This window comes from Cohnella zeiphila, from assembly GCF_014212055.1.
GTDB classification, from domain to species: Bacteria; Bacillota; Bacilli; order Paenibacillales; family Paenibacillaceae; genus Cohnella; species Cohnella zeiphila.
In genome coordinates this window covers 344,631-359,245 of sequence record NZ_JACJVO010000032.1, presented here as the reverse complement: position 1 = coordinate 359,245, position 14,615 = coordinate 344,631, and the positions used below count along the sequence as shown (strand labels likewise).

At 61.9% G+C, this 14,615-nt stretch carries 13 protein-coding genes and 1 riboswitch; of the genes, 4 read left to right on the top strand and 9 right to left on the bottom strand.

All coding sequences use genetic code 11. From position 1 onward, the window contains the following. Window position 1 precedes the first annotated feature (1 nt). Both H7C18_RS25640 and H7C18_RS25635 read right to left on the bottom strand, forming a co-directional pair. Complete coding sequence (locus H7C18_RS25640) at window positions 2-1,708, bottom strand: polysaccharide deacetylase family protein (protein ID WP_185131947.1); 1,707 nt, start codon at window positions 1,706-1,708, stop codon at window positions 2-4. Between the two features lie 25 nt (window positions 1,709-1,733). Then, the gene (locus H7C18_RS25635) at window positions 1,734-2,639 is read right to left on the bottom strand and encodes a Gfo/Idh/MocA family protein (protein WP_185131946.1); all 906 of its coding nucleotides are present in this window, start codon (window positions 2,637-2,639) and stop codon (window positions 1,734-1,736) included. A gap of 552 nt (window positions 2,640-3,191) precedes the next feature. On the opposite strand from H7C18_RS25635, the gene H7C18_RS25630 reads away from it, so the two are divergent. Together H7C18_RS25630 and H7C18_RS25625 are read left to right on the top strand one after the other, a co-directional pair. Then, window positions 3,192-3,956, top strand: coding sequence for a glucosamine-6-phosphate deaminase (locus H7C18_RS25630; RefSeq protein WP_185131945.1), 765 nt, complete (start codon window positions 3,192-3,194; stop codon window positions 3,954-3,956). Then, window positions 3,953-5,173, top strand: a complete 1,221-nt coding sequence (locus H7C18_RS25625) for an N-acetylglucosamine-6-phosphate deacetylase (RefSeq protein ID WP_337913900.1) — start codon at window positions 3,953-3,955, stop codon at window positions 5,171-5,173. Before H7C18_RS25630 ends, H7C18_RS25625 begins: the two co-directional genes overlap by 4 nt. On the opposite strand, the gene H7C18_RS25620 is transcribed toward H7C18_RS25625, so the two are convergent. From H7C18_RS25620 to H7C18_RS25600, 5 genes are all read right to left on the bottom strand, one after another. Continuing rightward, complete coding sequence (locus tag H7C18_RS25620; RefSeq protein ID WP_185131944.1) at window positions 5,140-6,330, bottom strand: ROK family transcriptional regulator; 1,191 nt, start codon at window positions 6,328-6,330, stop codon at window positions 5,140-5,142. The two genes, H7C18_RS25625 and H7C18_RS25620, sit on opposite strands and share 34 nt — an antisense overlap. A 121-nt stretch (window positions 6,331-6,451) precedes the next feature. Beyond that, window positions 6,452-7,498, bottom strand: coding sequence for a FecCD family ABC transporter permease (locus tag H7C18_RS25615; RefSeq protein WP_185131943.1), 1,047 nt, complete (start codon window positions 7,496-7,498; stop codon window positions 6,452-6,454). Further along, a complete protein-coding gene (locus tag H7C18_RS25610; RefSeq protein ID WP_185132019.1) occupies window positions 7,495-8,529 on the bottom strand; it encodes an ABC transporter substrate-binding protein in 1,035 nt (344 codons plus the stop codon). The genes H7C18_RS25615 and H7C18_RS25610 overlap by 4 nt, the downstream gene beginning before the upstream one ends. Window positions 8,530-8,778: 249 nt before the next feature. Further along, a riboswitch (cobalamin riboswitch) is annotated at window positions 8,779-8,981 on the bottom strand. Window positions 8,982-9,048: 67 nt separating this feature from the next. Continuing rightward, window positions 9,049-9,720: an RpnC/YadD family protein gene (locus H7C18_RS25605; protein WP_185131942.1), complete on the bottom strand. Its 672-nt coding sequence runs from the start codon at window positions 9,718-9,720 to the stop codon at window positions 9,049-9,051. Window positions 9,721-10,171: 451 nt separating this feature from the next. Further along, the gene (locus H7C18_RS25600) at window positions 10,172-10,660 is read right to left on the bottom strand and encodes a DUF1904 family protein (RefSeq protein ID WP_185131941.1); all 489 of its coding nucleotides are present in this window, start codon (window positions 10,658-10,660) and stop codon (window positions 10,172-10,174) included. Between the two features lie 76 nt (window positions 10,661-10,736). On the opposite strand from H7C18_RS25600, the gene H7C18_RS25595 reads away from it, so the two are divergent. Further along, window positions 10,737-12,056, top strand: coding sequence for a DedA family protein (locus tag H7C18_RS25595; protein WP_185131940.1), 1,320 nt, complete (start codon window positions 10,737-10,739; stop codon window positions 12,054-12,056). A gap of 79 nt (window positions 12,057-12,135) precedes the next feature. On the opposite strand, the gene H7C18_RS25590 is transcribed toward H7C18_RS25595, so the two are convergent. Next, a complete protein-coding gene (locus H7C18_RS25590; RefSeq protein WP_185131939.1) occupies window positions 12,136-12,762 on the bottom strand; it encodes a DUF975 family protein in 627 nt (208 codons plus the stop codon). A 178-nt stretch (window positions 12,763-12,940) separates the two neighbouring features. On the opposite strand from H7C18_RS25590, the gene H7C18_RS25585 reads away from it, so the two are divergent. Further along, a complete protein-coding gene (locus tag H7C18_RS25585; RefSeq protein WP_185131938.1) occupies window positions 12,941-13,144 on the top strand; it encodes a hypothetical protein in 204 nt (67 codons plus the stop codon). Window positions 13,145-13,146: 2 nt separating this feature from the next. Here H7C18_RS25585 and H7C18_RS25580 read toward each other — a convergent pair whose 3' ends face one another. Beyond that, a complete protein-coding gene (locus tag H7C18_RS25580; RefSeq protein ID WP_185131937.1) occupies window positions 13,147-14,553 on the bottom strand; it encodes an NAD-dependent malic enzyme in 1,407 nt (468 codons plus the stop codon). Window positions 14,554-14,615 lie beyond the last annotated feature (62 nt).

The window sequence follows — 14,615 nt, the reverse complement described above, 5'->3', positions numbered from 1 at the left end:
TCTATCCCTCCTTCACCGCTTGTTGGCTTGCGCGCCCGAGCGCTTTTCTGATGCACGGAACGCCGTAGCGCATCTCGGCTGCCGCGGCTTCTTCCGCGCCTTCCGGAAGCGGAATATAGACGACGGCGTTCGCCGCGCTTTCGATTCCTTCGGCGACCAGCTCCCCGTTGCTGCCGAAGCCTTTGATCCTCACCTTGCGGCGGGCTCTCTCCCAATCGTTGATCTGCTCCGAGGTCCAGAACTCAAACCCGCGTTTGCCGGCCTCGGCGACCAGCTTCCGCAGCGCGTTCGCTACCGGCGGCTGTTGATGAATATGAACTTGATGGAACAGGAAATGCGCGACGCCCCCCACTCTCGCGACGCCTTCCAGGAAAGGGACGATGACGCTGGAATCGGCTAAAGAATGATGGTCGAGATCCTGCGTGAGAAAGCTGATCTCCAGCACGTCGTACATGCGGTTGTCTTCATCGAACCAGGCGATCGGAAAATAAGGATGGCACGTACCGAACAAAAAGCCGATGTTTCCCTTCTTGCTCGGGCCTCTCGTCTGATCGGCCTGAATCCCGTGCCGCTCGCACCATTCGAACTGCTCTCCCCAGCCTTCGAACCGGGTATAGTGGTTTTTGTTCGAGGCGACCCGCGTCTTCCCCGTCGCCTTCTTCATCCACTCCAATTGCCGGGCGAACTCCGCTTCGCTCCATTTGCCGCCCTGCGCGTCCAACGCATTATAATGAAAGGCCAGCTCATGTCCCGCCTTTTTCACGAGCTCGTAGATCGAAGGGCTGAATCCGGGCTCGATCATGCACCAGGAGGTGTTGATGCCGCACTCCTTCAGAACGGCCAGCGTCGACTCCGCGCTCTCGTCGATATTGAGGTCGCTGTCATGCGAGACGGTCGCGACGGCGTTCACCCCTTCCGGCCAGCAGCCGAGGAAGGGTAGCGTCATGCCCTTGGCCGTGACGCAGGCCAGCAGATGCCCGATCAAGCGCTCCTTCCAGAGGTCGGCGTAAGGAAAAGCGAAATAAGGCGCGCCCGTCTCGGTCCGCGACCGGTCCAGCTCCCAATCCATGCCGATGCGGTCGTCCGCCTTCAGAATTCCTTCATCGACGGCTCCGGTTCCGTCCTTCGCCGGAATCCCGTCGTCCAGCACCGGCCCGATTCCCTGCTGGAACCGCACGATCGTCTGCGGAATGTCGACGCTCCATCGCTCGACGGAGCCTTTCCCGATGACGAACCGCTGCAGCGCCGCGCCCGCCCGATCGCCCGTCGGCCGTTCCCTCCGGATCGCTCCGAATTCGGCTGCGGGATAAGCATTCGTCTCCAATCGCTCCCAGGGGGTCGCTCCCAGAAAACGCAGCGGTCCGCTGTCCGCTCCCGAATCGGCGTATCCGACCGGAATGTCCGGCTGCCTCAAGCAGCCGAGCTTCGCGGCGAGCACGTTCAGCCCCCCGTAAGAGATGACGGTTCCGCCCTGCTCCGCGTACGTCCACAGTCGCTCCGCCGACGCCTGGTCCTCCTCCGCGCAAGCCGCAAGCAGAAGGTCCGGCTTGCGCCTCGCAAGCTCCTCCGCCGAATCGATCCATTCGAACGGAATGCCCGCGTGCGCGAGCACCTCGCCGACGAACGCTTCGAACACGTTGATTCCATAGCGGCGGCGCTTCTCCGCCGCCTCCCGATCCAACAACACGCCTACCTGCGCCATTCTCATCTGCTGTGCCCACACCTTTCGTTGGTTAAAGAACAATGGTTTGGCCGGACTCGCGGCTCTCGTTCGCCGCCTCGATGAACCGGATGATCTCAATCGTCTCCTCCGGCCGGATCGGGGCCTCGCCGGTCTGGAACATCGTCATGATTCTCTCCAGCAGGCTGGCGTAATAGGGCTTCTCATGCGCGTATACATCGACGGCTCTCGTGCCGCTCTCCCGGTGTAGAAGAGCGCCGAACTTGTTGTTCCCCTTGCGGTTGCCGCGAATGGTCCCGATCCTCCCGTCCTGCCAAAGCCCGACGACGAATTCATGGTCTTCATTGCGGGTCGCCGTTACTTGAAGGCAGCCCATGCCCATCGCTTCATAGAGCATGTCGACGGTATGGATGCCGTACCAGAACAGCCCCGGCTGCGTTGCCTGAAGAGCGGTCGGGCCGTAGCAATCCATGCCGAAGATCGATTCCTTGCCGCCCGCCGCAAGCTCGACCGTCAAACCTTCCGCATAGCGGACTGCGGAGCAGCTCATCAACGGCACGCCGTAATGGCCGGCGATGGCGGCGATCTCTCTCGCATCCGCGGAAGATACGGCGAACGGCTTATCGATGAACACTGGCTTTCCGAAAGGTGCGGCCCTTCTGAACTGCTCCAAATGAACGCGCCCGTCGACCGACTCCAGCAGCAGGGCGTCGCTAGCTTCCGCCACGTCCTCGACGGTTTTCATGATTGGCACGCCATAGGTTTCGGCCAGCGTGTCGGTATAGCCCCGCACCCTGGAGCTGCTCAACTCGAAGTCCGGCGAGCCGCCGGGAAAAGCCGCCACGACCTGGCCTCCAGGCACATGGTAAGGATGCTCAGGCCGATTGAGCAGCTCCGTAAATGCCGGGACATGCGAAGTATCCAGCCCGATGATGCCGATCTTCAACGACTTGCTCATCCTCCCGAACCTCCATCAAAGGAATGATTTAATAATAATATATGTATCATACCTGTACTATAATTAATTGTTTTTTTTGCGTCAATGATTATTTTGCCAGTCGAGGGACTTAAAGTCCTGATAATAAAGGGAAATCCTCCTCCTATTTCTTGCAAAAACCATACATTAACAGGATTAAAGGGAAAAACTCCCGTTAATATTGACTCGTTGGTCCTTTTGAGGGGTTGCGGCATGAAATGGCGGGAGATTTTCCCACTAATCCTATTCCTGAGATTTCCGGTTCTATTTAGAGGGAGAGATTCCCGTTCGTTCTCTCGATCGAGCCTGCTTCTTTTCCGGACCGCTTAGTTGGCGGCGTATCTGTTCTGGAACGCCTTGCCAAAGATGCAAATACGACGAAACTCCCCTCTTACCCTGAACGGATGTAACGTACTGTTCCACCAGAAGCGCTTCCTACATTTTTCTTGCCAAGCTCGGCCGATTCCCGCATACTGAATTTAATTCGTATAATATTTATACTAATTGGATTGATGAAACGGAGGATGATTCCTGATGATCGCAAAGCGCACTGTCGATTTATTGAAAATCCGCGTTTACGAGAATCGCCGGGAGCTCGGCAAGGCCGCGGGAGACGCCGTCGCAGGGCGGATGAGGGAACTGCTGGCGAAGCAGCCGGGCGTCCGGATGATTTTCGCGGCGGCGCCTTCCCAGAACGAGTTCCTCGAGACGCTTGCCGCAGCCGAAGACATCGACTGGTCCCGAGTCACCGCCTTCCACATGGACGATTACATCGGTCTCCCCGAGAATGCGCCGCAGCGGTTCAGCCGCTTTCTCCAGGACCGGCTGTTCCGGCTCGTTCATCCGGGGACCGTTCGTCTGATCGACTGCTCCGCGCCGATCGAAGCGGAATGCGCCCGGTACGGCCGTCTGCTGCGGGAAGCGCCGATCGACATCGTCTGTCTCGGAATCGGCGAGAACGGACACATCGCGTTCAACGATCCGCCGGTTGCCGACTTCGCCGATCCGGAGACGGTCAAAGCCGTTGAACTGGACGACGCCTGCCGCACGCAGCAGGTGAACGACGGCTGCTTCCCTTCGTTCGGGGATGTGCCGACGCACGCCTTGACGCTGACGATTCCGACGCTGACGGGCGCCAGGCATCTGTTCTGCATGGTGCCCGGCCAGACAAAGCGGAACGCCGTGAAGGAAACGCTGGAAGGACCAATCTCCGCCGCCTGTCCGGCGACGATCCTGCGCCGCCATCCGGACTGCACGCTGTTCGTCGACGCGGACTCTTACGCGGAGGTCAAGGCGTGATTGCGGCATGGGTCGAAGGCCGGCTGCCGGCCGGCGAAGCGGTGCGCGTTGCGATGGAAGGCGGACGCATCGCAGACGTCGTGCCGATCGCCGACCGCGAAGATTTGCCGTGGCTGGCGCCGGGCCTTGTCGACCTGCAGGTGAACGGCTTCGCGGGCATCGACTTCAATGCGCTTCCTCCGGAGACGCGGAGCATCGGGTCGGCCGTCCGCATGCTGCTGAGGCAGGGCGTCACGACCTTTTTGCCGACTGTTATCACGAACAGTGACGAAGCGATCGAACAGCTGCTGGCCAGCATCGCTTCCGCCTGCGCCGAAGACGAGCTCGTTCGCGCGTGCGTGGCCGGCATCCATCTGGAGGGCCCCTTCCTGTCGCCCGCAGACGGCTCCCGCGGCGCGCATGACCGGAAGCACATCCGCGCTCCCGATTGGGAGAGCTTCCGCCGCTGGCAGCGAGCCGCCGATGGCCGCATTCTCATTCTGACGATGTCGCCCGAATGGGAGAACTCCGCGAGGTTTATTTCCCGCTGCGTCTCCGAGGGCGTCATCGTCTCCATCGGCCATACGGCGGCGACACCCGGGCAGATCCGCGAAGCGGCGGCCGCGGGCGCCAGCATGAGCACGCACCTTGGCAACGGCGCGCAATTGCAGCTGCCCCGGCATCCGAATTACATCTGGGAGCAGCTGGCCGCCGACGAATTGACCGCCTGCGTCATCCCCGACGGCTTCCATTTGCCCGATTCCGTGCTGAAGGTGTTCCTCCGCGCCAAAGCGGGCCGCATCGCGTTCGTCAGCGACGCGGTCAGCCTGAGCGGCCTCGCCCCGGGCGCCTATCGGACGCCTGTCGGCGGCGACGTCGTGCTGACGCCGGAAGGCCGTCTGCACCTGGCGTCCGACCCGCAATTGCTTGCGGGTTCGGCGCAGATGCTGATCGACGGCATCGCCGGCGTCGTCGGAAGAGGCTTGTGCACGCTCGCCGAGGCGTGGGAGCTGGGTTCGGCGGCTCCTGCCGCCGCAGCCGGGTTGACCGGCGTCGGTCGAATCGAGCCGGGCTCTGCGGCCGATCTGGTGCGGTTCCGCCGCCTGCCGGATCCGCGCATAAGCGACGGCGGCGAGGCTCGGTTGACGATCGAGGAGGTCTATAAAGCGGGCAAGCTCGTCTTCCGCAGGGAAGACGAGCTTGATCAGAAAACGATGGCGCCGAGCGGATCCTCCTGACGCTCCCAGTCGCGGACGACGCCCGCGGCGGCGCCGATGGCGGCCGACAGCGGCTGCAGCGACGAACGAACGATCTCGGTCTGCGCGAAGGCGAAGGGAAGCGTCTTGCCGCACATCTCCTCCGCGATGACCGTGAGCAGGCTATCCGACGCTAGCATCAGGGGGCCGTCGAGTATGATACGCCGCGGGTTCATCAGATTGACGAGCCCGGCGAGCGCAGTGCCGATCGCCCGTCCGGCGCGCTCCATCTCCGCGCGCACGGCCGGATGCCCTTCGCGGACGCTAGCGGCCAGCCGGCCGGCATCGAACGGCTTGCCCGTCGCCGCTTCCAGCCGGGCGCAGATGGCGGTCAGGCCGGCGACGGCCTCCAGGCAGCCGGCATTGCCGCAGGAGCATGGCGGCCCGCCGGGCTCGACGGCGATGTGGCCCAATTCGCCCGCGAAGCCCGCTTCGCCGCGCACGATCTCGCCGTCGATCACAAGGCTGCAGCCGACGCCTGCGCCAAACGAGCAATAGGCGAAGTTTTTCAGGCCTTGTCCCGCGCCGTACCACAGCTCGCCCTGCGATGCCAGCTTCACCGCGTTATCGAGCAGGGTGATGCCAAGCGGCAGCGCCTCCGCGAGCAGCGCCTTCAGCGGCACGTTCGTCCAGCCGAGGTGCGTCGACTGCACGACGCGCTCCCCGGCGGGATCGACGACGGCCGGGACGCCCAGCCCCAGGCCGACGAACGTGCCATCGGGCGCGATGGCCAGCCGTTCGCGAACGAAACCGGCCATCGCGTCTACCACGTCCTGCGGCTCAGTCTCGGCAACGGGCAGCTCCGCCTGCTCGAGCGGAGCCCCGTACAGATCCGTCACGACGGCGATCAGCGAGCGGTTCGCCAGCTGAAAGCCGAACGCCTGCCGTTTCGCCGGCTCGAACGCGATGCCGAGCGCCCGGCGGCCGGCGCCGCCTCCGCCGTCCTGCAATCCGATCGCTCGCACATAGCCGGCCGACATCAGCTCTTCGACAATCGCGTTCACCGTATTTTTATTGAGACCGAGCGCCGCCGCCAGCTCCGTGCGCGTAGACGTTCTTTGGCCCTTCAGCGTGCGGTAGATGAGCTTGCGATTCATGTCCTTCGACAGCGTCGGACCTCTCCCGCGCGTTCCCGCCATTCCAGATGCCGCTCCTTCTTCCCGTTTGTCTCTTAAACATAACACAAAACCGGCACCGCTGCAGACAGCCGATGCCGGTCTCCATTTTCAGATTCGCTGCCGGATCGCCGCCCGCTCCTCCTCATCCCGCGCTCCTCGCGCCCTTCTTGCGCCGCCGCAGCAAGTAGGCGAAGAACGGCGCGCCGATAAAAGCGGTCACGACGCCGAGCGGAATTTCCGTCGGGCTGAGCAGCGTTCGCGCCAACGTGTCCGCCCACAGCATGTAGACGCTGCCGAGCAGCGCCGACAACGGCAGCAGCAGCCGGTAATCCGGCCCGGCGAGCAGCCTTACCAGGTGCGGTACCACCAGGCCGACGAAGCCGATCGTTCCCGCCACCGCCACCGCTCCGGCCGTCATCAGCGTGCAGACGACCAGCACGATCACCTTCGTCCGCTCCACGCGAATGCCGAGATGGGCGGCCTGCCGCTCCCCGAGCGCGAACAGGTTCAAGGACCTGGAGTAACACAGCAGCACGACGAAGCCGACGGCCAGATAAGGAAGCAGCGCGGCGGTATACGGCCAGCCGTGAAGCGACAGGCTGCCCATCAGCCAGTAGACGATCTGGTTGACCACCTGATTCGACAGCGATACCATGAACGACACGATCGCCCCCAGAAAAGCCTGCAGCACGACGCCCGACAGCAGCAGCGTCTCCATCCTGAGCTTGCCCTGTTCCCGGCCCATGCGAAGCACCAGCGCCAGTGTGAGCAGCCCGGTTCCGAAGGCGACGACCGGAACGGTCCACTGTCCCAATCCCGCAATCTGAATGCCGGTCAGCAGCAAAAACGCCGCCCCGACCGCCGAGCCGGACGCCACCCCCAGCGTATAAGGATCCGCCAGCGGATTGCGCAGTACACCCTGAAAACCCGCCCCCGCCAGCGATAAGCTTGCGCCGACGACGACCGCCAGCGCCACGCGGGGCAAGCGGATTTTCAGAATGATCTGCTCGGTTTGCTCGGGCCACGTCCCCGCGTCTAGCCAGCCGGACGGCAACGGGAGTTGATGAAGCATAACCCCCCACACATCGGACAGCGGAAGGCGAACGGACCCGAGCGACAAGCTGGCGACAACGGAAAAGAGAAGGAGCGCCAAAGCCGCTCCTCCCCATAGGGTCAATCTTCGGCTCATTCCTTCACCAGGTCGGGATAGATCGCCTTCGCGACGGCCAGCAGCCCTTCGGCGATCCGCGGCCCCGGACGCGACAAGACGTCCTGATCCACGCCGATGACCCGGTTGTCCTGAATGGCCTTGATCTTATCCCAGCCGCTGCGGCCGCGAATGACCTCTTCCAGCGATTTGCCCGACTGGTCGTCCGTCACGCCGAGCGTAAAGAGAATGACGTCCGGATTCGCCTGAACGATTTTCTCCTCGCTGATCTGGTTCCAGCCTTCCGTATCGCCCGCGACGTTGACGCCGCCGGCGATCTGGATGAGCTCGTCCATAAATTCGCCTTTGCCGACCGTCCACCCCGGAGCGAACTCGACGTACACTTTCTTCTTGTCTTCCGGCTTGACCCCGGCCACGGCATCCTTGACTTTCTGAACGTCCGCCTTCATGGAAGCGACGATCTGCTCCGCCTCGGTCTGACGATCCGTAATCCGGCCGAACGTCAAAATATCGTTCATGATGTCGTCCACCGTTTTGGGATTCGTCTGGAACAGGCTCAGCTTCAGCCCGCGCAGCTTCTGCACCACTTCGGACGGCATCGAGATGCCCGTCACGACGAAGTCAGGCGTCAGACCGACCAGCGTCTCTTCGTTGGGCTTGGTGATGCTGCCCACCTTCGTTTTGTCTTTCGTCTCCGCCGGATAATTGTCATAATCGGACACGCCGACGATCTTGTCGCCCAAACCCAGCGCGAACAAAATTTCCGTTTCCGCGGGAGAAGTCGAGACGATTCGTTCCGGCGCTTTCTCGAACGTAAAGGACTGTCCCGTTCCGTCCGTTATCGTCAGCGGGTATTGCGTATGCTTGGCTTCGTCGGACGCCGCCGACGCGGACGCCTGCGCCGGCGACGAAGCGGGAGAGGAAGCCGATGGGCTGGCCGATGCCGAAGACGCGCTTCCCGAAGCCGCCGGCGAGTTGCTGCCGGAGCCGCAGCCGGCCAGCGCCGCTAGCATGGCCGCCAGCAGCAAGATTCCTGTGAAGTAACGTTTCATGGTCATTCTTCCCCTTCTTCTGTCGAATCGAATACGGCGGCCTGCCCCGGCTGAATCTCTATTGCCCCGCAATCCGCGCAAAAGGAAACCCCCTGTTTCCGCTTGGGAAACAGGGGGCCAGCCAATCAGGGCGAGATCATCCAAGACCATGCGGCGGCATTGCCATGCCCGCCGGCAGGCGCACGCATGCGCGCAAAAACCTCCGGCATCGCCGTCTCCTGATTCAGCCGGCCCTTTCCGCGAAAGGCCTTAAGGCTTGGCAAGCAGGCAGGTTTCCTGACTGTCGGGCTTAATCGATTCTTCGCGCCTTCCCATTCCGGCTTCCGGAACAGTGGCTTCCTGCCGAAGAATCCCCGATTTACAGTGGCGGGACCGTGCCGGATTCTCACCGGCTTCCCTTTTAACCCGCACCGCGTCGGCCGCGGCGGGGCACCAGCTTGCAATGAGTGATTCAGTCGAACAAACAGATCGCTTGACGAAGATTATAGCCGATCCCGGGGCCGATGGGTAGCTTTTCTTTTAGACGGGCCTTTCCGCCTTCCGTACCTCGTCGAGCGGCAGCTCCAGCGTCGCGGCGACTTCGTCCGGATCGAAGCCTTTTTCGAGCAGCTTGCGAATCAGCTGCAAACGCCCCTCTTCTCTTCCTTTTTCAATGCCTTCTTCGTACCCCCAGCGCTTCCACATCGGCACCAGATCCTTCATTTCCATGATCGCTTTCGCTCCTTCCGGATCTTGCTTGCCCAGATCCCGAAGCATCGCTTCATCCTGCTCCGGATCGGGATTGAAATATACGTCGGCGACGGACATGACGAGCGCAAGCCGTGCATCGTCCAGCTTTCTTCCCAATCGCAGCAGCATCCGCAAATAAGCAAGCCGCACTTGTTTTTTGTCCCTTTCATTATAGCCCATCTTGGCCAAAAGCGCAGCGGCCACCGGGTTGTCCGAATCGACGAATTTGCGCCAATCCTGCCCTCGCAGCTCCACCTTTAGAAAGCGGAATTTCACGATCTCATGCCCTGGAATTTCCATCGCGTACGTGTCCGGTTCGTCCCGCGCCTGGTCTGAGGTGAAAATGGCGATCGGAATGACCAGCTTGTGCTGACGGCGATGCCGTTCGAACAGCCGGCTGAAATAAATGAACATCCTCTCGTGAAAATCGTCCTGCCGGTACGACTGCGGCTCCAAATGCACCAGGATGTATGGTCCGTCGCCCGATACCGCGTCTCTACCAGCAAATCCAGGATGCGGGCCTCCTCCCCGACGACGTCTACGAGCAGCTCTTGCATGAGCAGCCTCGTATGCCGGTAATCCAGCAATTCATTCACTTCCGGAAAAAACAGTTCGAGAAATTCCGCGAAAAACGTCTGCAGCAGCTTCTTGAACGCCTCGTCGTGCGGAGCGACTCCTTTGGATTCCCGAGATGGCCCGCCCATTCGGCTCCCCTCCCCTTCAAACACAAAACGCCGTCCGATCTCCGCTTGGAGAGATCAGACGGCGCGTGCTTCGCGACCGTTCATGTGAATGATAGAAGAAGCATAGCAAACAATGGCAGGCTTTGGCAAGCCTTCGCATCGTCAGCCAATCAACTCGCCCAAGGCGCCGCGGCCGGCTCGCCTTGAATGCCGGCCTCGCGGCGTCTCCGCTACTCCCGCAGCGCCTCGCGAAGCTTCGTGGACATGCCGCCGCCCGCTGCCGCGGCCAGTGCCTTCCGCGCCTTGCGCAAATCCTCGGCAAGCTTGCGATTCGCCTCTCGCAGCACCCCAAGCTCCTCCGAATCCGTCTCTCCATCCGGCTCCTGAGCTCCCAAGCTCTCCCCGTTGGCGTAATAATCCCGCTGCCGATACGTCCGGAATGCGACTTCCATTTCCGGCAAGCCGAGCGCTTCCCGAAGATGCCGATCGACCGCCCGGGCGAACCGGTCCTGCGCTTCCCGCCCCCGATCGAACCAGGCCACTTCGACAAAAGGATACGAAGCAACGAACTCCCCGGCGAACACGGCGGCCGTCGTCAGGCATTCGAATGCAAAATAGTCCGGCGGGCATTCGCAAATCTCCGCCAGCTCCTCGGTCAGCATCGCGCTCGCGGCGCGGACGCGCTCGGGATCGATGCCCCGGATAAACAAATGCGGCATGTCGGATTTGACTCTCCTTCGTCCGATATGGTTTCCTATCATCATAACGGATTTTTCCTTTAAGGAGAAATGGACTTTGGAACACTTCCAGCACCTGCTCGACCAGTACGGCTATTGGATCCTGGGAATCGCCCTGATGCTTGAAGTGCTTGCGCTTCCGCTGCCGGGCGAATTCCTGATGAGCTACACCGGGCTGCTCATCTTCCAGGGACGGCTGAGCTGGCCGGTCGCCATTCTCGCCGCCGCGCTCGGCAGCTCCATCGGCGTTACGGCCGCTTACTGGATCGGCTTCGCCGTCGGCCGGCCTTTCTTCGAGAAAGTCGGGCCGAAGATTCACCTGGGCCCGGACAAACTGGACAAAGTATCGTCCTGGTTCGACCGTTACGGCAACAAGGTGCTGCTGATCGCTTACTACATACCGGGCGTCCGCCATTTTACCGGTTACTTCGCGGGAGTGACCCGGCTGCCGTTTCGCACGTTCGCCGTTTACGCCTATACCGGAGCGCTCGTCTGGACCAGCTTGTTCATTACGCTCGGCAAAATATTGGGGCCGCAGTGGGAGCAATTTCACGAGTCGATCCAGAAGTATCTCGTGCTGGCCGCCATACTGGCCGCCGTTTTCCTGCTCGTCTTCTATATCATCCGCAAGAAGCGGGAGCAGTTCAAAACGACGAGCCTTCGCCTGATCGAGAAAGGTCTGGCCGCTTTCCACTCCTCCAAGAGGCTCGAGTGGGCCGTCGGCGGTTCCTTCGTCGTCTGCGTCGGAACCGTGACTTGGGCGCTGTACCTGATCCAGAGATACCTTCGCCACGAATATTCCGAATTCGACGAGCTGGCGCCGATCGTGATCCGGGCCGTGTTCGACGGGAACGAGTGGAGGATCGCGCTGGAGAAGTCGCTCGGTCTGCTGACCGGGCCGTGGTTCCTGCTCCCGCTGATCGTGACCGCGCTGGCCGCGATCGGCCTTCGTCACCGGGACAGCTTTCTGGCATACATTTTCTACGGAATCGGGCTGGTCGGAGGCGTTCTTGGGGAAAATCTGCTGCGGAGACTGCTCGATCGGACAGGACCCGAAGGCGAGGCCTATTCCTTCCCGAGCGAGCCCGTCATCGTCGCGGCCATCGCCCTCGGCTTGTCCGCCTACTTCGCGGGGAGAGCGGCCAGGCCGGGCTGGATCAAGCCGATTCTCGCCGCGGCGGTCCTCGCCGCCTGCCTGCTGGTCGGCATCGCCGCCATCGACACGGGCCGCGCGTATGCCACCGACGTCTCCGCCGCCTACGCTTTCGGCGGGGGGTGGATCAGCTCCGTCGTCGTGCTGTTCGAAGTCGCGCTGCTTATCCACCGGACGCTCGCCCCTTCCCAACCGCCCGACGCTGGCCGGAAGAAGCGGCGGTAGAACCGACGCGCGAAGCGCCGCCCGCGACGCCCCCATCGGGGCGGACGCGGGCGGCGCTTCGCGTTTCGGTTCGCTTTTTTTATACGTGCGGCTGCCATCCCGGCGCAGGCGAAAGGCGCGGCGGCCGTCCGCCGATCTCTTCGTAGAAATGGACGAACGTCGTAATCATATACGGATACACCCACAACAGGCCGATTCCGAACGGAATCGATCCGAGAATCAGCCAGCCGATGAACGTAAGGCTGAGCACGAACAGCCGCCCCTTGTTCCCCTTCATCATTTCCTTGCTCCTGCGAATGGCTTCCAGCGCGCCGATCGACGGATGGTCCCGGAGGATGTAATAGGCTTGCGAATAACGCAAGGCCGCGATGATGCCCGGAATGACGAGCAAAAGAGACCACAGGAAGACGAAAATCGCGATCAGCAGGTAGAGCAGAAACGCGTCGACGAATTGCGAGAATCCGGTGAACAGGGTTGCCGTGTCGCTTCGGTTCGAACGGACGAGCTCGAGATAATACGCGTACATGCCCAGCATCAGCGGCCCCGTGAGCAGCAGCTCCGCCAGCCATCCCACCAGCGGAATCGAATTCAGCAGGCCGATGACGAACAGGATCACGTACAACAGCAGCGTCGTCAGCACGGCTCCCGTCCAATTTCCCCTCAGACTTGCTCTGGCTCTGAAGCGAAGTTCCGAATAAGTCGGCATCGGTTCGACAACTCACCTTTCTCCTCCATTGGGAATATTCATAGCGATCCCGCAAAGCCTGTTAGACCCTATGAAGCGGAGAAGGCAATTATTCCCTGCGAGTTGCGGCCGGGAAGGCGAGGCGCTCTTTCCGTCGCGGTCGCCATCCTTTATAATCAGGTCAAAAGGAGGAATTTCCATGAGCAGAAGCAAGTCCAAGCGAAGCAGACTCAAAGCGGCCAGAGCCGGAGACCTGAACCCGGAGATCGGGAGAGGCCAATGGCAGCGCAAGCCCGAGACGCAAGTCCAGCCGAACCGGAAAGCAGAGCAGCGCCGATCGCAATGCCGCCGTCAGGGCAGCCGCGAAGGCGCTGATTTTTTTTACAAGCGATATGGGGCATGAAATTAACGAAAATCGGGAGGCGTACGTCGGGCCACGCCCGTCAGAATCGCCGTCTCGATCACGGCGTGGCGGACTTTGGCGACGACCTGCTCGTTGAAAATGCTCGGGATGATGTACTGCGCGTTCAACTCGCTGCCCGAGACGACGGATGCGATGGCCCGCGCGGCGGCCAGCTTGATCGGCTCGTTGATGCGCCTTGCCCGGCAATCCAGCGCGCCGCGGAACAGGCCGGGAAAGACGAGCACGTTGTTGATCTGGTTCGGATAGTCGCTTCTTCCGGTCGCGAACACTTTGACGTGAGGCAGCGCCTCCTCGGGATCGATCTCCGGACGGGGATTGGCCATGGCGAAGACGATGCGGTCCGGAGCCATCGCCAGCACGTCGTCGGCCGACAGCAAGCCGCCCCGCGACACCCCGACGAAAACGTCCGCGCCGCGGATGACTTCCTTCAGCAAGCCCGTCTCCGCTTCCACCTGCGGCTGGTCCGCCAGCCACTGCCACATCGGATGATGCGGATAGCGGCCTCCGCGCACGATCGCGCCTTCCCGATCGACCGGAACGAGCCGCTTCACCCCTGCCGCCAGCAGCATTTTGCAGATCGAGACGCCCGCCGCCCCGATGCCGTTGACGACGACCCGCACCTGATCCATGCGTTTGCCGACGACCTTGAGCGCGTTGAGCAGACCCGCGACGACGACGATCGCCGTTCCGTGCTGGTCGTCGTGGAAAACGGGGATATCCAGCTCGTCCGCGAGCCGGGTTTCGATCTCGAAGCAGCGCGGGGAGCTGATGTCCTCGAGATTGATGCCCCCGAAGATCGGCGCGATCGCTTTGACCGTCCGCAATATCTCTTCCGTATCCTTCGTGTCCAGGCAGATCGGAAAGGCGTCCACGCCGGCCAGCTGCTTGAACAGCATCGCCTTTCCTTCCATGACCGGCGCCGCCGCGTAAGGACCGATATCCCCCAAGCCGAGCACGGCCGTTCCGTCGGTGACGACGGCGACCGTATTGCGCTTGATTGTCAGGGAGTACGCCTTGTCGGGGCTGTCATGGATGGCCGACGACACCCGCGCCACGCCGGGCGTGTACACGCGGGACAAGTCGTCGCGGTTGCGAATGGCCAGATTCGGCTGGATCGAGATTTTGCCTCCCAGGTGCGCCAGGAACGTGCGGTCGGAGACGTTGACGAGCTGAATGCCCGGAAGCGCCCGAACCGCCTCGACCACACCCGCTTCGCCCTCCTCCGTTACGTGAACCGTCAGGTCGCGGACCGAGACGTCCTGACCGGGGCGGATGACGTCGATCGACGTCACGTCCCCGCCCGCCTTGCCGATCGCCGACGCCACCTCGCCGAAATGAATGAGAGCGTGATTCATCTCCACCCGCAAAATGATGCTGTTGTACGCCATGGCGGTTTAGCTCCTTTCCTCCGATGCGGACTTCATCCTACCAGTATCGACAATTCCGGCTG